The organism is Deinococcus proteolyticus MRP, from assembly GCF_000190555.1.
Classification (GTDB): domain Bacteria; phylum Deinococcota; class Deinococci; order Deinococcales; family Deinococcaceae; genus Deinococcus; species Deinococcus proteolyticus.
The window spans coordinates 1,418,603-1,442,290 of sequence record NC_015161.1 but is presented as its reverse complement, the minus strand read 5'-3'; the positions used below and the strand labels follow the sequence as shown (position 1 = coordinate 1,442,290).

Annotated in this window: 24 protein-coding genes and 1 tRNA gene; 15 read left to right on the top strand and 10 right to left on the bottom strand. The window is 66.2% G+C overall.

Annotated elements, in window-relative coordinates:
* Positions 1-98 precede the first annotated feature (98 nt).
* From DEIPR_RS06860 to DEIPR_RS06850, 3 genes are all read right to left on the bottom strand, one after another.
* Entirely contained in the window at positions 99-470 is a 372-nt protein-coding gene (locus DEIPR_RS06860) for a roadblock/LC7 domain-containing protein (protein WP_013615115.1), read from the bottom strand.
* A gap of 202 nt (positions 471-672) precedes the next feature.
* On the bottom strand, positions 673-2,001 hold the full coding sequence (locus DEIPR_RS06855) for an NAD(P)/FAD-dependent oxidoreductase (protein WP_013615114.1): 1,329 nt from the start codon (positions 1,999-2,001) through the stop codon (positions 673-675).
* 235 nt (positions 2,002-2,236) lie between these two features.
* Positions 2,237-2,953 carry a 50S ribosomal protein L25 gene (locus DEIPR_RS06850; RefSeq protein ID WP_013615113.1) on the bottom strand — a complete coding sequence of 239 codons (717 nt, stop codon included), beginning with the start codon at positions 2,951-2,953 and terminating at the stop codon, positions 2,237-2,239.
* Positions 2,954-3,157: 204 nt separating this feature from the next.
* On the opposite strand from DEIPR_RS06850, the gene efp reads away from it, so the two are divergent.
* The 5 genes from efp to DEIPR_RS06825 all read left to right on the top strand — a co-directional run bounded on the left by efp (position 3,158) and on the right by DEIPR_RS06825 (position 7,111).
* Complete coding sequence (efp, locus tag DEIPR_RS06845) at positions 3,158-3,715, top strand: elongation factor P (RefSeq protein ID WP_041221985.1); 558 nt, start codon at positions 3,158-3,160, stop codon at positions 3,713-3,715.
* Positions 3,716-3,917: 202 nt separating this feature from the next.
* On the top strand, positions 3,918-4,466 hold the full coding sequence (gene accB, locus DEIPR_RS06840) for an acetyl-CoA carboxylase biotin carboxyl carrier protein (RefSeq protein ID WP_013615111.1): 549 nt from the start codon (positions 3,918-3,920) through the stop codon (positions 4,464-4,466).
* A 95-nt stretch (positions 4,467-4,561) separates the two neighbouring features.
* On the top strand, positions 4,562-5,899 hold the full coding sequence (gene accC, locus DEIPR_RS06835) for an acetyl-CoA carboxylase biotin carboxylase subunit (RefSeq protein WP_013615110.1): 1,338 nt from the start codon (positions 4,562-4,564) through the stop codon (positions 5,897-5,899).
* A gap of 182 nt (positions 5,900-6,081) precedes the next feature.
* Positions 6,082-6,561, top strand: coding sequence for a hypothetical protein (locus DEIPR_RS06830; protein ID WP_013615109.1), 480 nt, complete (start codon positions 6,082-6,084; stop codon positions 6,559-6,561).
* Positions 6,548-7,111 carry a hypothetical protein gene (locus tag DEIPR_RS06825; RefSeq protein WP_013615108.1) on the top strand — a complete coding sequence of 188 codons (564 nt, stop codon included), beginning with the start codon at positions 6,548-6,550 and terminating at the stop codon, positions 7,109-7,111. The genes DEIPR_RS06830 and DEIPR_RS06825 overlap by 14 nt, the downstream gene beginning before the upstream one ends.
* Here DEIPR_RS06825 and DEIPR_RS06820 read toward each other — a convergent pair.
* Positions 7,108-7,482, bottom strand: coding sequence for a hypothetical protein (locus tag DEIPR_RS06820; protein WP_013615107.1), 375 nt, complete (start codon positions 7,480-7,482; stop codon positions 7,108-7,110). The genes DEIPR_RS06825 and DEIPR_RS06820 overlap by 4 nt on opposite strands.
* Positions 7,473-7,886 (bottom strand): hypothetical protein, encoded by a 414-nt coding sequence (locus DEIPR_RS06815; RefSeq protein WP_148231801.1) that lies wholly within the window; start codon positions 7,884-7,886, stop codon positions 7,473-7,475. Before DEIPR_RS06815 ends, DEIPR_RS06820 begins: the two co-directional genes overlap by 10 nt.
* Positions 7,887-7,934: 48 nt before the next feature.
* Here DEIPR_RS06815 and DEIPR_RS06810 point away from each other — a divergent pair, with 48 nt between their 5' ends.
* Together DEIPR_RS06810 and DEIPR_RS06805 are read left to right on the top strand one after the other, a co-directional pair.
* Positions 7,935-9,089 (top strand): nitrilase-related carbon-nitrogen hydrolase, encoded by a 1,155-nt coding sequence (locus tag DEIPR_RS06810; RefSeq protein WP_013615105.1) that lies wholly within the window; start codon positions 7,935-7,937, stop codon positions 9,087-9,089.
* 34 nt (positions 9,090-9,123) lie between these two features.
* Positions 9,124-9,573, top strand: a complete 450-nt coding sequence (locus DEIPR_RS06805) for a DUF3995 domain-containing protein (RefSeq protein WP_013615104.1) — start codon at positions 9,124-9,126, stop codon at positions 9,571-9,573.
* Between the two features lie 15 nt (positions 9,574-9,588).
* Here the strand turns inward: DEIPR_RS06805 and DEIPR_RS06800 are convergent, their stop codons facing one another.
* A complete protein-coding gene (locus DEIPR_RS06800) occupies positions 9,589-10,806 on the bottom strand; it encodes a tetratricopeptide repeat protein (protein WP_174260420.1) in 1,218 nt (405 codons plus the stop codon).
* A 97-nt stretch (positions 10,807-10,903) separates the two neighbouring features.
* Complete coding sequence (locus tag DEIPR_RS06795; protein ID WP_013615102.1) at positions 10,904-12,829, bottom strand: acetate--CoA ligase; 1,926 nt, start codon at positions 12,827-12,829, stop codon at positions 10,904-10,906.
* A 335-nt stretch (positions 12,830-13,164) separates the two neighbouring features.
* Between DEIPR_RS06795 and DEIPR_RS06790 the strand changes: the two genes are divergently transcribed.
* Genes DEIPR_RS06790 through secA form a run of 3 tightly spaced genes read left to right on the top strand, consistent with a single transcriptional unit; the run spans position 13,165 to position 17,590 of the window.
* Positions 13,165-14,007: a type III pantothenate kinase gene (locus tag DEIPR_RS06790; protein ID WP_013615101.1), complete on the top strand. Its 843-nt coding sequence runs from the start codon at positions 13,165-13,167 to the stop codon at positions 14,005-14,007.
* Positions 14,004-14,921, top strand: a complete 918-nt coding sequence (locus tag DEIPR_RS06785; RefSeq protein ID WP_013615100.1) for an adenylyltransferase/cytidyltransferase family protein — start codon at positions 14,004-14,006, stop codon at positions 14,919-14,921. Before DEIPR_RS06790 ends, DEIPR_RS06785 begins: the two co-directional genes overlap by 4 nt.
* Positions 14,922-14,980: 59 nt before the next feature.
* Positions 14,981-17,590: a preprotein translocase subunit SecA gene (gene secA / locus DEIPR_RS06780; protein WP_013615099.1), complete on the top strand. Its 2,610-nt coding sequence runs from the start codon at positions 14,981-14,983 to the stop codon at positions 17,588-17,590.
* A 154-nt stretch (positions 17,591-17,744) separates the two neighbouring features.
* On the opposite strand, the gene DEIPR_RS06775 is transcribed toward secA, so the two are convergent.
* Positions 17,745-19,358 carry a chloride channel protein gene (locus DEIPR_RS06775; protein ID WP_041221982.1) on the bottom strand — a complete coding sequence of 538 codons (1,614 nt, stop codon included), beginning with the start codon at positions 19,356-19,358 and terminating at the stop codon, positions 17,745-17,747.
* A gap of 170 nt (positions 19,359-19,528) precedes the next feature.
* On the opposite strand from DEIPR_RS06775, the gene DEIPR_RS06770 reads away from it, so the two are divergent.
* Positions 19,529-19,915, top strand: a complete 387-nt coding sequence (locus tag DEIPR_RS06770; RefSeq protein WP_013615097.1) for an FtsB family cell division protein — start codon at positions 19,529-19,531, stop codon at positions 19,913-19,915.
* Between the two features lie 90 nt (positions 19,916-20,005).
* Here the strand turns inward: DEIPR_RS06770 and DEIPR_RS06765 are convergent.
* Both DEIPR_RS06765 and DEIPR_RS06760 read right to left on the bottom strand, forming a co-directional pair.
* A tRNA-Trp gene (locus tag DEIPR_RS06765) sits at positions 20,006-20,081 on the bottom strand.
* Positions 20,082-20,178: 97 nt separating this feature from the next.
* The gene (locus DEIPR_RS06760) at positions 20,179-20,400 is read right to left on the bottom strand and encodes a hypothetical protein (RefSeq protein WP_013615096.1); all 222 of its coding nucleotides are present in this window, start codon (positions 20,398-20,400) and stop codon (positions 20,179-20,181) included.
* 76 nt (positions 20,401-20,476) lie between these two features.
* On the opposite strand from DEIPR_RS06760, the gene nth reads away from it, so the two are divergent.
* From nth to secG, 4 genes are all read left to right on the top strand, one after another.
* Positions 20,477-21,184 carry an endonuclease III gene (gene nth, locus DEIPR_RS06755; protein ID WP_013615095.1) on the top strand — a complete coding sequence of 236 codons (708 nt, stop codon included), beginning with the start codon at positions 20,477-20,479 and terminating at the stop codon, positions 21,182-21,184.
* Entirely contained in the window at positions 21,184-22,452 is a 1,269-nt protein-coding gene (locus DEIPR_RS06750; RefSeq protein WP_013615094.1) for an MFS transporter, read from the top strand. The genes nth and DEIPR_RS06750 overlap by 1 nt, the downstream gene beginning before the upstream one ends.
* 85 nt (positions 22,453-22,537) lie before the next feature.
* On the top strand, positions 22,538-23,320 hold the full coding sequence (locus tag DEIPR_RS06745) for a zinc ribbon domain-containing protein (RefSeq protein ID WP_013615093.1): 783 nt from the start codon (positions 22,538-22,540) through the stop codon (positions 23,318-23,320).
* Between the two features lie 130 nt (positions 23,321-23,450).
* Positions 23,451-23,672: a preprotein translocase subunit SecG gene (gene secG, locus DEIPR_RS06740; RefSeq protein ID WP_041222671.1), complete on the top strand. Its 222-nt coding sequence runs from the start codon at positions 23,451-23,453 to the stop codon at positions 23,670-23,672.
* Positions 23,673-23,688: the final 16 nt, after the last annotated feature.

The following is a 23,688-nucleotide window of genomic DNA, read 5'->3' as shown; positions in this document are numbered from 1 at the left end:
ATGGATAAAAGTGGCGAAGGAATGGCCTGCCCACTGCACAGATTCGGAAGGTAGGCAGTTTCGGAAAGCGGGCAGGCCCGTAAGGGCGTGTAAGGGCGTCAGAGAACGCTGGTCACGCGGGAAGCGGCGTCACGGGCTTCCATGTTCAGCAGGCCGATGTTCATGCCGCTGGGGGCCACCACAGCCAGCACGCCTTTGCGTCCTGCGGCGTAGATGTAGACCTGGCCGTCCAGACCCGCCACGCTCATTTCGCTGAGGTCGCCGGTGCCCAGGGTGTCGTTGATGCGCTTGCCCAGACCCAGGGCGGTCGCCGCCATGGCGGCGACGCGGTTGCCGTCGGTGTTGTCGGTAAAGAGTTGGGCGATGGGGAGGCCGTCCACGGTGGCGATCATGGCGCCGCGCAGGTCGGGAATGGCGCTCCGCAGGTCGGAGATGATGGCTTGCAGCTGTTCCTGTTTACTTCCGGTCATGGTGGGCTCCTTTGGGGCCTGGTGGGGCCGCGGGTGAGACAGGAGAGGCGTCCGCTCTCCCTTTGACAGAGCACAGTAAACGTCGCAGAATATTTCAGGATTATGACATTGTAATGTTTTTCTCTGCGTTCTGGACGAAGAAAAACCCGGCACAAGGGTGGCCGGGCCCGTGAACTCGTGAACTGCGCCTGGTCTACAGCTGCTAGGCGCCGCGTGGACGGCTCAGCACTTCCAGGTCGCCGAGAATGGCTGCCGCCGCTTTTTCTCCACTTTCCAGCGCCCCCTGAATTCCGCTGAGGCTGGTGACTTCCGACGCCAGAAACACGTTCGGCAGCGCCGTGCTGTGGCCGGGCAGGCTGGCCGCGTAGCCGGCTGGCTGGGGGTACTGCACGTGTGGAATCCGGTCCACCGCCAGCAGGTCCAGCGTGTCTGCGGCGTCGCCGTACCACTCGCGCAGTTCGGCCAGCGCCAGGTCGGCAAGTGCGGCGTCGTCCCCTTCTGGAATCCCCCACAGCGAGGCAATCAGCAGGCCACGTTCGCCCGGCACTCGGCCAGGGAAGACCTGGTCCAGCCACAGCACCTGGTTCAGCCAGCCGGTGGGGCGGGCATTGAGCTGCAGCCGGGGCTGCGGTTCCAGCGCCTGCGGGGCACGGAAGTGCAGATAGGTGCTGCTCAGGCTGCCGCGTTCCACCGGCCGGGGGTCGCCCGGCTGTTCGCCGAGCAGGCGGGCGGCAGTGGGCGGGTCGGTGGCGACGATAACCTGCTTTGCCTGCAGCTCGCCGGCCGTGGTGTGCAGGGTCACGCCCTGGCCGCTGCTGCTCAGGCCCTGAACCCGCACGCTCCGCTGCACGTCCAGCTCGGCCGCCAGCTGCCGGGGCAGTTCGCTCATGCCCCGGCGCGGAATGGCCACGTCGCCGGTAATCAGCAGCCGCATGTAGTAGCGAAACAGGTTGGCACTGGTCTTCAACTCGCGGTCAATGACCAAACCGCCGAAAAAGGGCGTGAAGAACCGCTCCAGCGACCGCTCGGAAAAACCGCGCTCCAGCAGGAATTCGCGGGTGCTGGTGTCGGGGCCGTTCAGCAGCGCATGGGCTGGGCCAGCCAGCAGCTCGGCCGCTAACCGGGCAGCGTGGAGGCGGTCGGCCGCAGTCAGTGCGCCGGCTGTGAGGTCGCCGGGCAGGGCTCCCGGGTCGCGCCGGGGGTCGCCCATCACTTCGGCCAGCCCCGCGGCCTGGCGCAGCACAGCCGACGGTTTCAGAACGACCAGGTCCAGCGCGCTGTAGTCGAATTGCCGGCGGGCCGCCGGATAATCGGTGAACATGCCCAGGAACCCGGCGTCGATGGTGTAGCCTTCCACTTCCCGGCTCCAGACCCGGCCACCGAGGTGTTCGCTGGCTTCCAACACCCGCACCTGCCGCCCGGCCCGCTGCAGGGTGCGTGCGGCACACAGGCCCGCCAGCCCAGCCCCCACCACGACAATCTCGGCCGTGTGGGCGGTCCCAGCGCCAATATCAGAAGTTCTAGAAGTCATGGCGCTCAGGCTAGAGCATCTGCCCTGCCTCAGACCGGGTCATCCTTCCAGTCGGGCACTTGCTGGGTACAGTCACCTGCCCGGTTGGGGTAGGGCCGCCGGCCCTTTGCGGTTGGGGGAGAGGGAAATGCGGGCGTGTTCATCCCCCAAGCTGAGGAGAGCCAGCAAAAACCGGACCTCCCACGCGGGGAAGTCCGGCGTCTAAGCAGGGCTGAAGCCCAGGCTCAAGCTCAGCTCAGTTGTTTTCCTGGCCGCTCTCGGAGCGGATTTCCTCGGCCTTGTGGTTGTCCTTGTCCAGGTTGCGGCCTTCGGTGCCTTCCTTGGGCAGGTCTTCGCCGGCTTCCTCGTCTTCCTGGCCCATCGCGGCGGCTTCGGCGCCAGCAGCGGAGGCAGCTTCGGCTTCGGCGGCCAGTTCCTCTTCGGTCAGGCGGGGAGGCAGGATGCTGATGACGTTAATTTCGGGGTCCATCGCCAGTTCCACGCCTTCGGGCAGTTGCAGCTGGCCGGCAGCGATGTGGTCGCCGATGTTCAGGCCGCTGAGGTCGGCCACGATTTCCTGCGGGATGCGGCGGGGGCCGGGGGCCAGCACGGTCACGTTGTGGTGAACGATATCCACCAGGCCGCCTTCGATTTCGCCCTGGGACTTGCCGGTGGTGTGCAGAGGCACGCTGGCTTCGATGGCCTGACCGTAGGTCACCATGTAGAAGTCCACGTGAATCGGCTCACGGCGGCGCTTGTCCATCTGCACGGTCTTGACCAGCGCGGGGAAAGCCTCGGCGCCGTCAATGCTGATGTCGAACAGGCCGCTGATCCCCTGCTCACGGAAAATCTTGTCGAAGACCTTGCGCTCAATGGCGAAGGAAACGTTCTTTTCCTTGTTGTAGGCGACGGCAGGAATCATGCCCTGTTCCAGCTTGTCGCCGCTCTTGCGGGCTTTTGCGTTAATATCCATAGTTTCCTCCAAAGGACCGTGCCTGTCCGTGCTGCTGCGCCGTTGCCGGCGGCGGCGTGCAGGGAGCCAGGGCCACTCTTTGGGAGGGCGGCGCTCTTGGCCCACTGCTCGGAACTTCCTGACCTGCTTACAGGTCCAGGCAACCGCAGCAGTATAGCACCTGGGCTGCGCTAGGGGGCCGCCGTGTGGCATAGTGTGGCCGATATGATTAGCGTAAGTGACCTGCGAAACGGAACCAAAGTGGAGATGGACGGCGGCCTGTGGGAATGCCTGGACTTCCAGCACCAGAAGATCGGCCGCGGCGGCGCCAAAGTGGTGGCCAAATTCCGCAACCTGGAAACCGGCTCCATCGTGGACCGCACCTTCAACAGCGGCGAAAAGCTGCAGGACATCTTCATCGAAGGTAAGACCATGCAGTACCTGTACCCCGACGGCTCTGACTTCGTATTCATGGACATGGAAACCTTTGACCAGGTGCACCTGACCGGCGTGCTGGTGGGCGACGCGGCCAAGTTCATGAAAGAGAACATGGAAGTCGAAGTGCAGATGTACGGCGACAAGCCCCTGAAAATCATCCTGCCCAACCAGGTCATCCTGAAAATCACCCAGACCGACCCCGGCGTGCGCGGCGACACCGTGTCGGGCGGCACCAAGCCCGCCACCCTGGAAACCGGCGCCGTGGTGCAGGTGCCCCTGTTCGTGGAGCAGGACACCGACATCAAGGTGGATACCCGCAGCGGCGAATACCTCAGCCGCGCCTGAGCTGCCCTCACTTTCCCTCTGAACGCCTCTTTCCCCGTCCGGGATAGGGGCGTTCTCGTCTGTCTTGCGGGCGGCTGCGCCGGAGCCGTTCATCCTGGACGCTGTTCCGGCTGCGCCCCTCTTGGCAGGTTCGGCGAGTAATGTGTCATCATCGGGAAAGTCCCAGACTGACAATCCAACCCCTGACCAGGAGGAGAGAACCATGAATCCAGACGACCTCAAGAAGATTCTTGACGCCCTCAGCTACGCCGACGTGCGTGAATTCAGCCTGAAGACCGGCAGCTTCGATATGGAGCTGCGCCGTGGCCCGCTGGCCTCTGGTGGCAGCAGCCTGCCGATGTCGGGTGCGGCCAGCCATGCGGCCCCCGCTAGCGCACCTATGGCCGCCCCCGCGCCTGCCTCCGCCCCGGTACCAGCGGCTCCTGCCGAAGCCTCTGCAGCTTCAGAGGTGGCCCCCGTTCCCGCTGCTGCATCCCCAGCTGAAGCGACTGCGCCTGCAGCAGCTCCTGCCAGCGCAGGCACGCCCGTCAAGGCTCCCATCGTGGGTACCTTCTACGCCGCGAGCAGCCCCGACGCCGCGCCCTACGTGAAAGTGGGCGACCGGGTGGAAGAAGGCCAGGTGCTGTGCATCATCGAAGCCATGAAGCTGATGAACGAGATTGAGGCCGAAAGCAGCGGCGTGGTGCGCGAGATTTTGGTGAGCAACGGCGAGCCGGTGGAATTCGGACAGACGCTGTTCATCATCGAGTAAAAGGTCTAAGGGTCAAAAGGTCGAAAGGGCTAAGGGTAAAGGCTTTTAGACCCTTAGACGCTTAGACCCTTTGACTTTTTTGCTGGAGGCAAAACATGTTCAAGAAAATCCTGATTGCCAACCGGGGCGAGATTGCCCTGCGGATTATCCGGACCGCCCGCGAAATGGGCATCAAGACGGTGGTGGTGTATTCCACGGCAGACGAAAAGAGCCTGCCCGTGCTGCTGGCCGACGAGTCGGTCTGCGTGGGGCCGCCTGCCAGCACCGATTCGTACCTGAAAGTGCAAAACGTGATTTCGGCGGCGCTGATGACCGGCGCGGAAGCCATTCACCCCGGCTACGGTTTTCTGGCCGAGAACCCCGACTTTGCCGAGATGTGCCGCGACCACGGCCTGGTCTTTATCGGCCCGACGCCCGAAAGCATGCGCGAACTCGGCAGCAAGGCGGGTGGGCGCGAGATTGCAGCGGCTTCCCGCGTGCCGACGGTGCCTGGAACCGGCGTGCTGGAAGACACCGAAGCGGCGCTTACGGCGGCCCGTGAAATCGGCTACCCCGTGCTGCTCAAAGCTTCGGCGGGTGGTGGCGGACGCGGCCAAAAGGTGATTCGCTCGGACGAAGAGATGCAAAAAGGCTTCTCGCAGGCGCAGGAAGAAGCGCGGCTGTACTTTGGTGACCCGGCCATCATCATGGAGAAGTTTTTGGAAGAATTCCGCCATGTGGAAGTGCAGGTCATGGGCGACGGTCAGGGTCATGTCATCCACATTGGCGAGCGTGACTGCTCCATTCAGCGGCGCAACCAGAAGCTGATTGAAGAAGCGCCTTCCACGCTGCCCGACGACCTGCGCCAAGAAATTCTGGCCGCTGGTGTGCGTCTGGCAAAGCATGTGAACTATGCGGGCGCGGGCACGCTGGAATTCATCGTGGACCGTGACGGCAACTACTACTTCATGGAGATGAATACCCGCATTCAGGTGGAGCACTGCGTGTCCGAGATGATTTCGGGCCTCGACTTTGTGCGGTTGCAGATTCAGATTGCGGCGGGCGAGGGCCTGCACCTTCAGCAAGAAGACGTGAAGCTGCAAGGCCATGCCATCGAGTGCCGCATCAACGCCGAAGACCCCGACAAGGATTTCCGCCCCGCTGCAGGCAAAATCGAGGACGTTCACTTTGCGGGCGGCCCCAAGACCCGCGTGGACAGCCATGTGTACAGCGGCTACTCGATTCCCCCGCACTACGACAGCCTGATTGGCAAACTGATTGTGCATGACGACAGCCGCGAGCAGGCGATTGCCCGCATGAAGCGTGCCCTCGGTGAAACCGTGATTCAGGGGCCGAAGACGACCATTCCCCTGTACGTGAAAATCATGGACAATCCCTTTTATCAGCAGGGCGCGGTGCTGACCAACTTCCTCAAGACGCGCATGGAGATGTGAAGGGTTGATGGTTGATGGTTTCGCCCTTGCGGGCTGATGGATGTTCGGAAGTGTAGAAACTTGAGAACCAGAAAACCACTCCCTGTCCGTTTCCCTTAACCCATTGTCGTTAGGCTAGGCCGCAGATGCTCCCGCTCAGGCTGGGGCGTTGGCGGCCTTATTTGATGTGGGGAGGTGCGGGTATGAACAAGCGGGTGTTGGGTGTGCTGGCGCTGACCTTGACGGGCTGTCAGCCACAAGTCTCGCAGGAAGTACAGACCCAAACGCTGCGGCTGGGCGAGTTGCAGATTCGGCTGGATGCGCCGCTGTGGGTGAGTCCGCAGGATTTTTACCCGTTGGGGGTGACTTACACCAATCTGGGCAGTGAGCCGCTCAATATAGGCGACCCCTTCGGCTGCAGGCTTATCTGGCGCGTGGTAGACGTGAAAACGGGCAAGGTGCCAGAACCAGAGCGGCAGACGAATTATGCCTGCACCACCGAAGCTCGTGCGCCCACCATACTTGGCGCTGGCGAAAGCCTTAGCGGGAGGCTGAGCGGAATTATTGACCGCTTTCCGAAGGGTGAGTACCGTTTGGGGGCAGAAACTTGGCAAGCCGTGGCGGGCAAGGATTGGCGGAAACTTAGCCCCAAACCGCAGGAAGTGCGCTTTGAAATCCGCTAACTGGCTTGGGCATTTGCTGAAAGTCCTCGGCCTGAGCGTGCTGACGCTCGTCGCCTATGTCGCCTTTTTTCTCTACGCTGCCGGGACTTTCTGGGGAAACTCGCAAGTGACCGTAACCTCGGAGCAGAGGGACGGCCTCAGCGTGAGCCTGACGCATCCTACAGTGGTGAAGGGGCGGGGCAATGCCATGACCATGACGGTGTTTAATCACACGTCCGAGCCTGTGACAGTTGCGGAGCCTTTTAACTGCTTCTTGGTCGAAAATCAGCCCAGCTTCGTTGATTCGCGTGGACAAGTGCAGCGAACGGCAGGCGACATGGCGTGCACGATGATAGCCCTTGCGCCCATCACCATTCCTGCGGGTGGCTCGGAGTCGGGGGAGGTGTGGCTGTCTACGGAAGGCTTGCCCGCCGACTCCTACAAAGTGACTTACAATATTCTTCTACGCCGCATTGTCGGTAAAGAGCTGACGGATAACACTTCCTACCAACAGATTGCCCTGAACGTCATGACTCAGGTGCGCGTTGTCCCGTGGTGGTGGCTGTTCTAATCCCCGCAGCCTAGTCGCCGCTGCGCTTCTTCCAGCGTGAAGGTGTACGGTTTCACAGCAGGGTGACTATTGCTCGGCTGATAGGTCACGCTCTCGCCCGTCCACTCGGCCCCGCCGTCCCAATCCGCGCCAGGCCAGTAGTCGCGCTCTAGCCTGCGCTCTGGCTGGGACACGCAGCGCAGCACCAGCCAACGCTCGGCGGTTGCGCCCTGCACGCTCATGCCACCTATGCCCGCCAGTTCGTAACCTTGCCAGGCAGTGGCTTCGGCGGGTGCGGGCCAGACCTGCTGGGTTTGCTGCTCAGCGGGAGCGCAGGCGGTGAGCAACAGCAGGGGCCAAAGGCAGCGTTTTTGAAGGGTGACTATTCGCATTTCAGTCGTTTGGCTTCATCCAGGGTGAAAGTCTCAGGGTCACTTTTGGGGATGTGCTTTTTGGGGAAATAAGTCACCCCGTCTTGCTTCCACTCCACCCGTCCGTCCCATTCCGGTCCAGGCCAGTAGTCGCGCTCCAGCCGCCGCTTGGGGTTGTCACGGCAGCGCAGGGTCAGCAGATAGCCGTCTACCCTGGCGTTACTGAAAGCACCGCTCCAAACATCCATCCCCACCACTTCATATCCCGCCCAAGCTGGGGCAGAGGCAGGCGCGGGCCAGACCTGACTCACACTCGGCTGCTGGCTGCCGTACCCGAACCCGTAAGCCAGGGGCAAGGTCAGACCGCCGAATATCAGCGGCACAGCGACAGCCAGCATGATGGGGAGCGGCAGCGGGAGACGCACCATCACAGGATAGCCCCCCAACAATGCAGCGCCGCTACAATGCCACCCATGACCCGCCGCCAGTTTCGCGCCGTTGCCGTGCAGCCTCAGTGGTCGGTGAGCGACTTCGCCACACCTGCCGCCTTTCAGCGCTGGTTGGGTGGGCAGTTGCGGCAAGCAGAGCCGAAGCTGGCGCGAGACAAACCCAATCTGGTCGTGCTGACCGAGCTGAATGGCCTGCCCTTGCTGCTGCTGGGCGGGGTACGGGTGCAGACCTTTGCAGGCGCGGCACGGGAGCTGGTGCTGCGGCACTGGCCCGCCGTCCTGCACATCATGCTGACCGAGCGGGTGTCGCCCATCCGCGCCGTGCAGTTTCACCTGTCCCGCGTCACGGTGCCGCTTTACCTGACTGTGTGCCGCGACCTGGCGCTGAGCTACGGCGTGTATCTGTGCTGTGGCTCGCTGCCGATGCCGCGCTACTTTCTGAGTGGGGGAGAGGTGCGCCGCGTGCCTGGCGTGCTGACCAATCAAACCGTCATCTTCGGGCCGGATGGCCGCCTGGTGGGCTGCACCGACAAGGTTCACCTCACCCCGCCGGAGGAGGCGGGCGGCCTGGACTTCAGCGCGGGGCGGCTGGATGAACTGCGGGTCTTTCCCACGCCTGTCGGTGACCTGGGGGTGGCGATTTCGCTGGACGCTTTCCGCGCCGATGTGATTGGAGCCTTGCGCGAGCAGGGCTGCACCGTGCTGCTGCAGCCCGATGCGAACGGCTCGGCCTGGACCGCCGACGAGGGATTGCCGCCCGACCCGGCCCACCTTCGCCCGCAGCCTGTCGCGTGGCTGGAAAGCAGCTGGCAGGTGACCACTTCGGGGCAGATTCGCTACGCGGTCAACCCGATGGTGGTGGGCAACCTGCTGGACCTGACCTTCGACGGGCAAAGTGCGATTACGGGGCGCTTGGACGAGGGCACGCCGCAAAGCTACGCCATGACGGAGCCACGCGGGGGCTTCCTGGAGCTGCTGCCCTGGTTGGCCGAGGGGTCAGACGACGCGCTGCGGGAAGCGGGCCGCGTGCGAGCGGCGGGCAGTGGGCACCCACTGCAAAACGAGTACCGGACGGGTGTACTGGCGGCTGACCTGGAGTTGTCGCCTGCGCACTTGCCCCCATCCCCGCCCACGCCGCACGAGCAGGCGCTGCGGGCCTGGCTGGGGCAGACGACCTGACATAGCACTTGGGAGCAGTGGGTAGGGTGCTGACATGAACGCTCTGCGCTGGTTCGGGCTTGCGGCTGTGCTGGGCAGCCTACACGCCGCTGTCAGCCTGTACTGGGCGCTAGGCGGGGTGTGGCTGCTGGACACCGTCAGCCCTGCTGCCGTGGCGGCAGTCCGCCAGAGTCCGCTGGGGGAGAGCCTGACCCTGCTGGCCGTGGCCGCTTTCAAAGCGGCGGCCGCACTGGCCCCGTGGGCGAATGCACAGGGCGGGCTACCCTGGCCGGCCTTCTGGCGCAGGGTAGCGTGGCTGGGCGGCGGCTTTCTGCTGCTGTACGGCGCCGCCAATGCGCTGGGTGCGGCCGGAGTCCTGCTGGGCTGGTGGCAGGGGGGAGACTCTCCCCGCCCGGCGCTGCTGGGACACGCTTTGCTGTGGGACCCGCTGTTCGCGCTGTGGGGCGCGGCGCTGCTGTGTGCGCTCTGGCTGAGCCGGCCCTAACCCGGCTACCGGCTCTTACCAGCTGCTTCCCCCGTTGTTGCCGCCCCCGCTTCCCGAACTGCCGCTGCTCCACGAGCTGTCAGTGTCGTCGCGGAAGCTGGAAGGGCCATCACTGCCTCTGCGGTTCTGGTGACCAGCCGCGGCATGGGCTTCTTCGGCAGCTTCCTCGGCAGCTTGCTGGGCCAGGTCGTCCTGATACTCCTGCCAGCTGGCGTCACTCTGTGAGGCCGCCAGCAGTGCCCCGAACTGCCGGGTGATGTCCGGGCCGTCAGTATCTCCACGCTCCCAGGCACGCAGCTGGCCCTGGAGATTCCGCAGCCGCCCCAGCCGCCGCTCCAGCTCGGGGGTGTGGCCTGCGGCCAGCGCCTGCTGGGCGGCGAAGATGTCCGCGTCCAGCTGCTTACCGGCCTCGTACAGTGCCCTTTTGCGCTCGGCTTTGGCCCGCGCGGCCGCCCGCTGCCAGGCTGCGATGCCCCACCAGCCCAGGGCTCCAGCGCCAGCGCCCACGCCGGCCCACACCCACCACGGCAGCGGCTTGGGCGGCTCCAGTCCCGGACCGGCCGCTGCACCGGTGGGGGGGGTGCTGGGCCGTTCACGCAGCAACTGTTCCAGCCGTGCCAGCGTGTCGGGATGCGCGAACACGGTGACGTCGCCGTGTTCCCTGGCCTGGTTCAGAGCTGCCTGCGCCTGGTCATATCGCCCCAATTGCACCAGTGCCAGCGACTGCAAATAGTACGCCTTGGGGTCGTCACCTTCGGCCAGCAGCACGTCGGCAATCATTCCGAGGGCGCGGGCCGGGTCGCGCTGCATCACCCTATCTATGGCCTTCGGTGACTTGAACGGCACGCGGATGTTCTGCTCCTCCCACTGCGGCAGGGCCTGGGCCTGGGCCAGTACGGCGCGGGCCTCGTCCAGCCGCTCCTGCCGGGCCAGGATGCGGGCCAGCACCACCTGGGCGCGGGCCGATTCGGGGTGCGCTGCGGCAGCGGCGCGGGCGGCCTGCTCGGCTTCGTCCAGCCTGCCGCTCTCCATCAGTTCCAGTACTTCGTCGGGGGTCAGCACGGTCATGACTGGCGCCGTGAGCAGCGGAGCAGTCAGCGGGGGGAAGGAGACCGCCTGCGCCTGGGCCGGCACCAGTGCGGCCGCCAGCAGCGTGCCAAGCAGCCTGGTACGGAGTGCGGCGCGGAAGGAAGGGGAGCGGAGGAACGTGGGGCGCTGTCGGTAGGACGTCACAGACCGGAAGGCAGGGTGTCTGAACATGCGAAAAGACCTCCGCCGGCTGTTACGCGGCGGAGGTGGGGCGGGTTCCTCCCTTGCCCTTTTGCGTCTCTCAGCTCCGGATGGCGTCCAGCACCACCGCAATCGCGTCCGGGTTCTCCAGGCTGCTCAGGTCGCCCTGCGCCTCGCCGCTGCCCAGCAGGTCGCGCAGCACCCGCCGCATAATCTTGCCGCTGCGGGTCCGGGGTACGGTATCCACCACGATGACGCGCCCTGGCCGGGCAATGGCGCCCACCTCGCGCACGATGGCTTCGCTCAGTTCATGTTCCAGGGTGGCGCCCCTGTCCACGCCGCCGCGTGGCACCACGAACGCCACCGGCAGCGTGCCCTTGAGGTCGTCGTCCACGCCCACCACGGCCGCCTCGCTGACAGCCGGGTGGGCAATCAGCGCCGCTTCCAGCTCCATCGTCCCGATGCGGTGCCCGGCCACGTTAATCACGTCGTCCAGCCGCCCCGTGACCCACAGTTGCCCGTCGGCGTCGAACAGGGCGCCGTCGTGGGCGGCGTAGCGGCCCGGAAAGTCGCTCAGGTAGGTGCTTTCGTAGCGGCTGTGGTCGCCCCACACGGTGCGGGCCAGGCAGGGAAACGGTTCGCTCAGTGTCAGGGCGCCCAGCTCGCCGGGGCCGGCCGGGGTGCCGTCCTCCCGCAGCACCTCGGCGCGGTAGCCGGGCAGCGGGTGGCCGCAGCTGCCGGCCCGCGTGGGGGTCAGGCCCACCATGGAGCTGGCCCAGGCGGTGCCGGTTTCGGTCTGGCCGTAGGTGTTGTTCACGAACAAGCGCCCGCCGCCCAGCTGCGCCAACGTCCAGTGAAAAGTTTCGGGGTCCAGCGGTTCGCCCACCAGCGCGACCAGTTCCAGCCGGCTCAGGTCGTACCCGGCCGCGAGTTCGTCTCCGGCGCGGCGCATCATCCGCAGGGCCGTGGGCGCGGTGAAAATCTTGGTGACGCCGTAGCGGCTCATGATGTCGTAGGGCCGCCCGAAATCCGGCGTGTCGATGCTGCCCTCGTACACCACATGGGTGGCCCCATGTGCCAGCCCGCCCACCAGCGCGAAGATGGGAAACGTCAGCCAGCCCACATCGGCGGTGCACCAGTACACGTCATTTTCGTGCAGGTTCAGCGACCATTTCACGTTGGCATAGGCCCCGGTCAGGAAGCCCAGGCCCGAGTGGACCAGCCCTTTCGGCTTGGAGGTGGTGCCGGACGTATAGATGATGAAGCCGGGGTCGTTGGCTTCCAGCTCGGCGGGTTCGGCGTGGCGCTCGGTGGCGTCCAGCAGGGCGTGGAAGTCCAGCTCGCCTTCCCCCAGCGGAGCGTCCGGGTCGATACGCCGCGCCACGACCACCTGCGGGCGCTCCCCTGCGAACGTGATGCCGGCCAGCGCCTCGTCCAGCGTGGCTTTCAGGTCCACCGTGCGGCCCCGGCGCAGCGTGCCGTCGGTGCAGATGATGACCTTGGGCGCGGCGTCTTCCAGCCGGTCGCGCACGGCTCCGGCGCTGAAGCCCGCGAAAATCACCGAGTAAATGGCCCCGATGCGGTAGCAGGCGTGAATAGCGATAAAGGCTTCGGGGGCGTTGGACAGGTACACCGCCACCCGGTCGCCCTTTGCCACGCCCAGGTCCTGCAGCGCGGCGGCAAAGCGGGCCACGGCGCCGGTCAGGCGGCCGTAGGTCCATTCTTCACGCTGGCCGTCCTCGCGCTCGTACAGCAGCGCCATGCGCTCCGCCGGGTGGCGGTCCAGGCAGTTCACGCTCACGTTGCCGGTGGCGCCCGGAAAGTACCGGAAGTCGCCGAATGTTCCTTCCAAGCCTCTGTCCGGTGCTCTGAACCAGTCCAGCTCGCCGGCAATCCTCAGCCAGTACTGCTCGGGGCTGAGGCCCAGCCAGGCCTGCGCTTCTGCGGCGCTGTAGGGTGACTCCTGGGCCAGCAGGTCGGTGGGGGGAATCAGGGGTTGCTTGAGAAGTGCGGCGTCCATGCTCATGGGAAAGCTCCTGACTGGGACCGGGCACCCTCCGGGCACGCAGGAAAACGTAAACGTGCCAGGAGCCGCGTCCCGCGAATAGAGAAATAGAAGGGGGGTGCCGATGTGGTCAGATGTGCCTGAACTGTGCCTGAGTTGTAAAGGTGCAGGCATCTTAGCCCAGAGGGCGCAGACTTGTCACGCCTCTTGCCACCTCTGCCTGACGGACGTGAGGTGCAGGCGACTCTGGGCGCTTCCCAAAGTTCTTGCTTCCCTAGGAGCCTGCGCCAAACGGCCTGGGCCGGCCTTCTGCTGGCCTGCCACGCCAGGGCGGGCGCCCCGGGCACTGCTTTACAATGCGGCCCGTGACCTCCGCCCACGCTGCATCCCCCGCCCACGCCGCGCAACCGCTTCTCGTCATCGATATCGGGAACACCAGTACGGTGCTGGGCCTGACCGATGGGTGCCGGGCCCTGGTGGATACCTGGCGGGTCCGCACCAACCGCGACCTGCTGCCCGACGACCTGGCGCGGCAGGTGCGCTCACTGTTCGCCATGAGTGGGCGCGAGCTGCCGGCCCAGGCGGTGCTGAGCAGCGTGGCCCCGCCGGTGGGAGAGAACTATGTACAGGCGCTGGAACGCCGCTTCGGCATGCGGACCTTTTCGGTCAGCAGTGCCGCACTGCCGCAGGTGAGCGTGGAGCTGGACGACCCTGCCGGGGTGGGCGCCGACCGGCTGTGCAACCTGTTCGGTGCGCAGCCCTATCTGGAGCGTGAGAACGCCGAATACGCCGTGGTGGTGGACTTCGGCACCTCTACCAACTTCGACGTGATCGGGCGCGGCCACCGCTTTCTGGGCGGCATCCTGGCGACCGGGGCGCAGGTGAGCGCCGACGCCCTGTTTGCCCGCGCCGCCAAGCTGCCGCGTATCGCGCTTCAGGCTCCGCCGCGCACCATCGGCAAGAATACGGTGCAGGCGCTGCAAGCGGGCCTGGTCTTCGGGTACGCCGAAATGGTGGACGGCCTGCTGCGCCGCACGCGCGCCGAGCTGGACGCGCCTGCCATCACCATCGCCACCGGGGGCTTTGCCAGCGTGCTACAGGGCATCTGCACCGAGGTGGATTTCTACGACGAGGGCCTGACCCTGCGCGGGCTGATCGAGTTGTGGGAGCAGCGGGAGCGGGGGCAGGGCCAGCCATGACGGCGGCGTCCACCCATGCGCTGTATATCGGCCGCTTTCAGCCGCCGCACCACGCACATGTCGCCTCGGCCTTGGCGGCGCTGGAACACGCGCCCCGGCTTACGCTGGGGCTGGGCAGCAGCAACCTGGCCCGCAGCATCAAGAACCCCTGGACGCCGCAGGAGCGCGAGCAGCTGTGGCGGCTGGCGCTGAGCGAAGTGGGCGCAGACCTGGGCCGGGTGCGCTTTTGCCCGCTGCCCGACCGCTTCGATGCTGCCGCCTGGGCCGCCGACGTGCGCGGCCTGTTCGCTCCTGGCGAGGGGGTCACGTTGGTGGGTTACGAGAAGGACGATTCCAGCGCCTACCTGCACTGGTTCCCCGACTGGGAGCGGCTGGTATTGCCGGAGCTGGAAGGCGGCTTGAGTGCCACCGAACTGCGCCGCGCCTACTTTCTGGACGGCCCCGACTCCGCGCTGCTGCCTCAGCACCTGCCGGCGGCCACGCTGCCCTGGCTGCGTGAGTGGGCACGGACCCCCGACTATGCCCGCCTCCGGGCCGAATGGCTGGCTGTGGACGCAGCCAAAGCGGAAGCCCCGGCGCAGGGCGTGCGCGAGCAGCTGTGGCTGTGGCTGGACGGCCCCGATATCTGCCTCCGGGTGCGCCCCGGCCCCATCGGTGCGGGCCTGTGGGAACTGCCGGGCGTGACCCTGCCGCCACAGGCAGAGGGCACGGGCACCCTGTACAGCGGTGGTGGCCGCACCCTGACCGGCGACACCTTCAGCTGGGTGCAGCCTGGTCCGCCCCCGCTGGAGCTGCAACCCGGACTGCAGCGGGTGCCGCTGGCGCAGGCGTTGGGCCAGCCGAGACGCTTCTACGCCGACCATGGCGTGATCGTGGGGAAAATGGCAGGGGGGACCAGCAGGCAGCGGAGCTAGCCGGTTCCCAGCCTCTCCGTGACAGATTCGCTTAACCTTGGGCGCGTATACTCGCCCTAATGTTCCGAGTACCCAAAGTTCTAGACAAACTCTTTGACAACAACCAGCGGGATGTGAATACCATCATCCGCACCGTGGTGCAGCCGGTGAACGCGCTGGAAGAGGAAATGAAGGGCGTAGAAGACCTCGCCGGGGCCTTTATGCAGCTGCGCCGACGTGTGCAGGAAGGCGGCGAGACCCTGGACGACGTGATGGTCCCGGCCTTCGCCCTGATTCGTGAAGCGGGCCGCCGCAGCGTGGGCAAGCGCCACTACGACGTGCAGCTGATCGGCGGCACCGCGCTGCACCAGGGCCGCATTGCCGAGATGCGGACCGGCGAAGGCAAGACGCTGGTGGCGACGCTCGCACTGGCCCTCAACGCGCTGGAAGGCAAGGGCTGCCACCTGGTGACGGTGAACGACTACCTCGCCAAAGTGGGCATGGAAGAAATGAGCCTGCTGTACCGCACGCTGGGCCTCACCGTGGGGCTGGTCACCCGCGACATGCAGCCGCACCAGCGCCAGGCCGCGTATCAGGCCGACATCACCTACATCACCAACTCCGAGCTGGGCTTCGATTACCTGCGTGACAACATGGCCCAGAGCAAGGATTCGCTGGTGCTGCGCGCCGACCATCCGCTGCATTACGCCATCGTGGACGAGGTGGATAGCATCCTGATTGATGAGGCCCGCACCCCGCTGATTATCTCGGGAGCCGCCGAGAAAGCCACCGACCAGTACTACGTGATGAGCAAGCTGATTCGCCGCCTGCAAAAGGGCGAACCCGCCGAGCCGGGCGTCCGCGAAGATCCCACCGGCGACTACGTGATCGAGGAAAAGGGCAAGCAGGTGCACCTGACCGAGCAGGGCATCGACAAAATCGAGCGGCTGCTGGGCCTGGACGATCTGTACAGCCCCCAGAACATGGACAAGGCCCACATGATTCAGCAGGCCATCCGCGCTGCCGAGCTGTACCACCGCGAAAAGGATTACATCGTGAACGCCGAGGGCGAGGTCATCATCATCGACGAGTTCACGGGCCGCTCCATGCCGGGCCGCCGCTACGGCGAAGGCCTGCACCAGGCGATTGAGGCCAAAGAAGGCGTGAAAATCGAGAACGAGAACCAGACCCTCGCCACCGTGACCTACCAGAACTTCTTCCGCCTGTACGACAAGTTCGCGGGGATGACCGGTACGGCCAAGACCGAGGAAAAGGAATTCCTGGACATCTACGGTTCCGACGTATTGGTGATTCCCACCAACCGGGGGATTCAGCGTATTGACCTCAACGACCTGGTGTACCGCACCCGCAACGGCAAATACGACGCCGTGGTGCGCGAGGTGCAGGAGATTCACGCGACCGGCCGCCCCATCCTGATCGGCACCGCCAGCATCACCACTTCCGAGGAGATGAGCGCCAAGCTCCAGCAGGCCGGCATCCAGCATGCCGTGTTGAACGCCAAGTTCGAGGCGCAGGAGGCCAGCATCATCGCGCAGGCGGGCCGCTCGGGCACCGTCACCATCGCCACCAACATGGCCGGGCGCGGCACCGACATCATGCTGGGCGGCAACGACGAGTTCATGATTGGCGAGGCGCTGGAACAGAACTTCGGCGTGAGCCGCTACGCGCCCGAGGCCGAGGCGTTCATCAAGGCCGTGAGCCGGGGCAGCGACAACGTGTATGAACTGGGCGCGCAGATTCCCGGCGTGACCCGCGACTTTGTGGCGCAGGCGGTGCAGCTGCACGCCGACACCCTGGCCGACCGGGAAAAGGTGAAGGAGCTGGGCGGCCTGCACATCATCGGCACCGAGCGCCACGAGTCGCGCCGGATCGACAACCAGCTGCGCGGACGCGCCGGACGTCAGGGCGACCCCGGCTCCAGCCGCTTTTACCTGTCTTTCGACGATGACCTGATGCGGCTGTTCGCCAACGAGCGCATCACCGCCATGATGGACCGGGTGGGCTTCGACGACTCCGAAGCGATTGAGGCCAAGATGGTCACCGGCGCCATCGAAAAGGCGCAGTCGCGGGTGGAAGACCGTAACTTCGGTATTCGCAAGCAGCTGCTGGAGTTCGACAACGTGATGAGCAGCCAGCGCGAGACCATCTACGCGCAGCGCCGCGAAGTGCTGCTGGGCGAGGACGAGGAAGTGGAGCTGTCGGTGGAAGGCATGGTGGGCGACCACCTCGAACTGCTGCTGGACGAGTTCGCCCCGCCTGAGCAGGCCCCCGAAGAGTGGGACCTGGAGGGTCTGCGCGCTTCGGTGCTGGACGCCATTCCCCAGCTGGAGCACTTCGACTTTGAGGGGCTGCGCTCGGTCAGCCCCGAGGAGCTGGACACCCGCCTGATTGCCGCCGCCGCCGACGCGCTGGACGCCCGCAAAGAGGAACTCAGCCCCACCATGATGAATTCTCTGTCGCGCTACGTGATGCTGCAGGTGGTGGACCAGCACTGGAAAGAGCACCTGTACAACATGGACGTGCTGCGCCAGGGCATCGGCCTGCGCGGCTACGGTCAGCGCGACCCCTTTACCGAATACAAGTTCGAAGCCACCAATATGTTCAACGAGATGATTGACGGGCTCAAGGGCAACGTGACCCAGCAGGTCTTCCGGATGCAGTTTGGCTGAATGCGGTCTGGCTGAATGCGGTCTGGCTGAATACAAGCTGGCCGAGCAGCAGGGCAGAGGCGGGGACACCGGGAAGGCCGGGCAGCCCCCGCCTTTTTATTTCGCCAGTCCAGCCTGCCAGCGGAGCAGCGTTCGCATGGTTGTCCCCCTGCGGTCAGCGCAGTTCCGGCAGTTCCAGCAGGGCGTCCAGCGCCGCATAGGCGTCGGGGCGGGCCAGCAGCATCACCTCGTCGCCGCGGAGCAACCTCTGGCTGCGCCGGGGCAGCAGAATCTCGCCGTCACGGACCAGGCCCACCACCTCCACGCTGGGCGGTAGGGCCAGTTGCCCTACCGCTACGCCGCCCCAGCTGCTCGGCACCGGGCGGCAGTACAGCTCGCGGTCCTGATACGGGTCCCCCTCGGCAGTTCCGGCCTGCGCGGGCCTGCGGCTCACCTCGGCCAGCACCAGTGCGGCGGCGTCGGCCTCTTGCGAGCGTTTGGAGCGGCCAGCCACCTGTGCGGGCAGCAGCCCGGTCTCACCGCTGAGCATGTGGGCCAGCCCGCTGGCCAGCAGGGCGGCCGGCAGCGCTGCGTCACCGCCCCAGGCCATGACCAGCAAGGTGGCGGCCACTGGAATGTTGTGGGTCACGGTGATAAAGGCCGCGGCGCCAAGCAGTGTTCCCAGGGCCGGGTCGCCGCCCAGCATGCCGCTTAAGGCCGCACCCAGCAGCCCGCCGATGGCCGTACCCGGCAGCACCCCGGCGCCGAAGGCCAGCCCTGCGCCCAGGGTCAGCAGCAGCCAGCGCCCGCCGGCCGCTTCCAGAGCCGCGCCGTCCAGCATGCCGCTCAGGCCCAGGCCCAGCCAGCCGCTGCCGTCGCCCAGCATCTGCGGCCCGGCCAGCAGGACCAGGCCGGCACTCAGCGCACCGAACGCCGCGCCGGCCGCTACCCGCGTGGCAGCCGTGCGGGGCTGGGGTACGCGGGCGCTCAGTTGCAGGGTCAGCCAGGCCGCTGCTGTCGCGGCCAGCGTGACCAACAGGCCCAGCGGGAGGTCGCTCAGGCCCAGTCCTTCCATGCTGGGCGGGGCGAACAGCGGCTGAAAGCCGAAAAACAGTCCGTACACGGCGTAACCGGTCACGGCCGCCAGCACGCAGGACATCAGCACCTCGTACTCGAATTCGAAGCGGCGGTACAGCACCTCGGCCACCAGCACAGCGGCGGCCAGTGGCGCGTGCAGCACGGCTCCCAGGCCTGCTGCGGTGCCGGCCAGCACCAGGGAACGGGTCTCGCTGGAACTGAGAGGGGTCAGCAGCCCCAACAGGCGGGTGCCCAGACGGCCCAGCGCGGCAAAGGCGGCGTCACGCCCCACCAACAGCCCACCGGCCGAGGCCAGGGCGGCGGCGCTGAGGGACTGCACCTCGCTGTCCAGGGCCCAGCGCTGCTCGGCGTCGCTGCGCTTGCCCAGGCCAATGCGGACCACCTGATTCAGTGGAGTGCCGTCGCGGGGCAGCAGCCACACGTACAGGGCGCCCAGTGCCGGCAGCAGCAGCAGGCCCAGGTTCTGCGGGGTGCCGAAACTCAGCATGAACCCGCCCTCGCCGGGGGTGCCGGGCGGGGCGTAGCCAGTCAGGGCGGTCGCAGCGCGCCCCAGGACCTCCAGCCCCAGCCGCAGCCCGGCGGCCAGCAGCCCGACCAGCAGGCCACCGGCCACGCTCAGCAGCACCAGCCGCGCACTCTGCCAGCGGCGCAGCATGGTCTGTCGGCTGAACTGGGGAAGGGGTGAGTGCATCCCCCTATGTTAAAGCATGCGGACATGAGAGCCGGAAAGTTGCAGCGAAGGGAAAAGAATAAGGTGGGTGCCCGGCGAGTGAGGAGAGCGGAGATACGGAGGAGTTGGGCCTGCAGAAGTCGGGCCCGGTCCACATCGCTGCAGCGGACTTGCTATGCTGCGGGCCGACGATGAGCCCTGCCGATACACCTCCGCCTGCCCGCCCTGCCCGCCTGCCTGCCCGGCTCTGGGCGGGACTGGACCGGGTGCCCCTGATGGCCATGACGCTGTGCCTGCTGTGCGGCCTGGGCATTGCACAGACCCTGTTCCATATCGGCAGTGGGGTGCAGCGCTCGGTGACGTGGCGCCAGGAGGCTCAGGCCACCCAGGCCGAGAACGACCGGCTGCGCCAGGATATTCAGATTCTGAACGACGCCAAGGTGCAGCTGAATTCGCCGCAGTACCTGGAGCAGTTGGCCCGCTGCTGGGGCTACGTGGGCCGCGATGAAAAAGTGCTGGTGGTGGAAAAGGCTCCGGCGACCATCGGCAGCAACTGCGACGAGTACCGCCTGCCCTGAGCAGTGCCGCCTGAAGCGGCTACCAGGGGAGGCGGAGCGGCAAAGGGCAAAACTGCGAAACCCCCCACCGCTGGGGATGGGGGGAAATTCTGGCGGGCCCTGTAGGACTTGAACCCACGACCCTCGGTTTTGGAGACCGATGCTCTACCAACTGAGCTAAGAACCCGCGCTTTCGCCTGTCGCTGGCCGCCGTGCGGCCCTCTTGAGGCTGGAACAGTGTAGCAGCCGCCAGGGAAGCGTGCAAGACCTGAGGGCTGCTCCAGTTAGAGTAGGCCGCCGCCGAGCATCAGGCGCAGTGCGGCCAGACCGATAATCACAGCATTCAGGGTCATTGCTCCCCGGTCACGGGCCAGAACACCCAGCAGCAGCCCCAGCAGGGCCGGGGGCAGTGCGGCAAACCAGTTCACCCAGCCCAGCAGCGGCAGAAATCCGGCAAACAGACCCAGCAGGGCCAGAACGCCCAGCAGGATAGATAAGGCTCTCATGCCTTCCTTTACGCGCTGTCCCTGCCAGAAGTTTCCGGGGCAGAAGCCGCCTAAGCCATCTGGCGCAGGAGCCTGCATGGCCGGCCGGTGTAGCCTGAGCAGCGTGACTTCCCCCAGCCGCAAAAAGCCCGTTCCGCGCCTGCCTGCCGGGGCCAGACTGCGCGCTCCGCAGGTGCTGGCTTCGCTGCGTGCCCTGTACCCTGACGCCCGCACCGAGCTGGAATTCCGTACTCCCTTCGAGCTGCTGGTGGCGACCGTCCTGAGCGCCCAGGCCACCGACGTGAGTGTCAATGCGGCCACCCCGGCGCTGTTCGCTGCCTACCCTGACGCGGCGGCCATGAGCCTGGCCGAACCGGAAGATATCGAGCCGTATATTCGCCGCATCGGGCTGTACCGGGCCAAGGCGAAGAACCTGGCCAAGTTGGCCCGGCAGCTGACCGAGCGCCACGGCGGCGAGGTGCCAGACGACTTTGAGGCGGTGGTGGCCCTGGCCGGCGCCGGGCGCAAGACGGCGAACGTGGTGCTTAGCAATGCCTACGGCCGGCCCGCCATCGCGGTGGACACCCACGTAGGCCGGCTCTCGCGCCGCTTGGGCCTCAGCGCCCAGACCGACCCCGACCGGGTGGAAGCCGACCTGATGCGGCTGTTTGCGGAGGGGGAGTGGATTTTCCTCCACCATGCCCTGATTCTGCACGGGCGGCGCATCTGCGTGGCACGCCGGCCACTGTGCAGCCAGTGCATCATGGCGAACTTCTGTCCCAAAGTCGGCGTAGACCCCGCCTGATGGACCGCCCCAGCCCCAGCTCCACCCGGCAGACGCGGCTGTTCCTGGCGGCCAGCTTTTCTTTCGGGCTGTCGCAGGCCTTCGTGATGCTGTTTCTGAACTTTTATCTGGGTGCGCTGGGGTTGGGTCCAGAGTGGCAGGGCATCATCAACGCGCTGCCGGCCCTGACGCTGGCCGCCGTCAGCCTGCCGCTGGTGGTGTTGGCCCGGCGGCTGAGCAATGCGCGGGTCATTCAGCTGGGCGCGGTGCTCAGCGTGCTGGGCCTGGCCCTGCTGGCGCTGGCGCCTGGGGCGCTGCTGGCGGTGGCGGGCGCGCTGCTGCAGGGCATGGGCAGTGCGGCGCTGGCGGTGTCAGGTGCGCCCTTTATGGCGAACAATTCCACCGAGAAGACCCGGGTGCGGCTGTTCACGCTTCAGAGCGCTCTGATGGTGGGGGCGGGCTTCGTGGGCAACCTGCTGGGTGGACAGCTGCCGGGCCTGTATGCCGGTTGGACCGGCGCGGACCCTGGCGGGTTGGGCGCTCTGCGGACCGCCATGCTGGTGGCGGCTGCCCTACAGCTGCTGGGCGCTCTGCCCACCCTGGGCCTGCAGCCCAGCGGCAAGCCGGCCCAGCCGGGTCGCAGCGGTGCGCTGAGTATTCAGGACCGGCGCACCATGTTCCGGCTGGTCCTGCCCACTGTCTTTGTGGGCCTGGGAGCTGGGGCGACCATTCCCTTTTTGAATGTCTATATCGAGGGCCGCTTTGGCATCAGCTATGCCAGCCTGGGCACCCTGTTCGCCTGGACCAGCCTGGCGACGGCAGTCACAGTGCTGATTCAGCCCTGGCTGGTGCGGCGGCTGGGGCAGCTGGGCACGGTGCTGGCCGTGCAGGCGTCCAGCCTGCCGTTTCTGGTGCTGCTGGGCTTCGCGCCTTACCTGTGGATGGTCACGCTGGCGCTGTTTATGCGCGGCGCGCTGATGAACGCCACCGGGCCGGTGTACTCGTCCTACGCCATGTCGGTGCTGCCCGAAGCGGACCGGCCGATGTACTCGGCCACCAATACAATTCTCTGGAGCAGTTGCTGGGCGCTGGCCAGCCTCGCTTCGGGGGCGCTGCGGGCCGCCGGCTGGTTCGATTTCGGCACCAACTTCAATATTCTGTTTGCCTTCACGCTGCTGATGTACCTGGCCAACACCCTGGCGGTGTACCTGGGCGTGTACCTGCCCGACCGGCGCGGCGAACTGCGCTCTACGGAGTCTGCCGGGGAGGAGCCGCCGACCCAGCCGTGACCGGACGGCTGTGAAGCAGGGGAGCAGGCCCGTCCCGCAACATCTTTCCTGGACCGCACTTCTGCCGCGTGCTTTAGACTGAGGCATGACCGATGCTCCATCTGCCCCCCAAGGTGCCCGCGCCGACCGCGCCGGCGAGGACTCGACTGCGCCGCAGCGCCCGCTGGAGCTGCTGTTCGAAGTTCAGGACCTGGACCTGCAGCTGGATAGCCTGAGCGCCCGCGAGGCCGAACTGCCTGAAGAACTGCTCAGCCTGCGCCGCGAGATGGACGACCTGAACAACCGCCTGGAAGACACCGAAATGGTGCTGGAGCGTATAGAAGCCCAGACCCGCCGCCTGGACCTGGACCTGAAAACCACCCGCGAGCAGATGGAGCGCACCCGCGCTGAGCAGGACAAGAACGCCTTTGACGCCCGCGCTCAGGCGCAGTACGGCAGCCGCCTGCAGCAGCTGACCGAGCGCGCCGAGGAGATGGAAGAGGACCTCGCCCCGCTGCGTGAACGCGAAAGCGAACTGCTGGCTCAGTCCAAGGCCCTGCGTGAACAGCACCGCGCCCTGCGCCCCCGCCTGGGCGAGCTGGAAGTGGCCGACGAGCAGCGCGTGGCGGACCTGCGGGCCTCGGGTCAGGAGATGCGCGAGCGCCGTGAAGCCCTACTGGGCAGTGTGGACCCCCGCACTGCCCGCGAGTACAGCGCCATCCGCCGTTCCAAGGGTGGCGTCGGCGTGGCTACCCTGACTTCGGGCCGCTGCTCGGCGTGCAATGTCAGCCTGCCGGTCAATATCCAGCAGCGCGTGTCCGCTGGCCGGGTGCCGCCCGTCAAGTGCCCTTCGTGCGGCCGCTTCCTGCTAAGCCGCGCCGAGGGCTAGGCGGCCCGGGTGTGGCCCTGAGCCAGACTCTCGACCTCGCTGCCCAGAGCTTTTTCATGTGCGGCTGTTATGCTGCGAGCAGTCGCCGCAAGGCTGAAACAGCTTTTCTTCCTGAGGTACTCTTATGAACATTGTCCTGACCATTTTTCTGATTCTGTACGCCCTCGTCGCGGTGGGCACCGTCTTTTTCGTGCTGCTGCAAACTCCCAAGCAGGCTGGCATGTCGCCCAGCATGGCTTCGGGCGGCGACCTGTTCGGCGGCCAGGGAGTCGAAGGCGGTCTGGTCCGCACCACGGCCATCCTGGGCGGACTGTTTATGCTGCTGGCCCTGCTGATTAACTACGTGTCCTGAGCCCCGCACCGCCCCC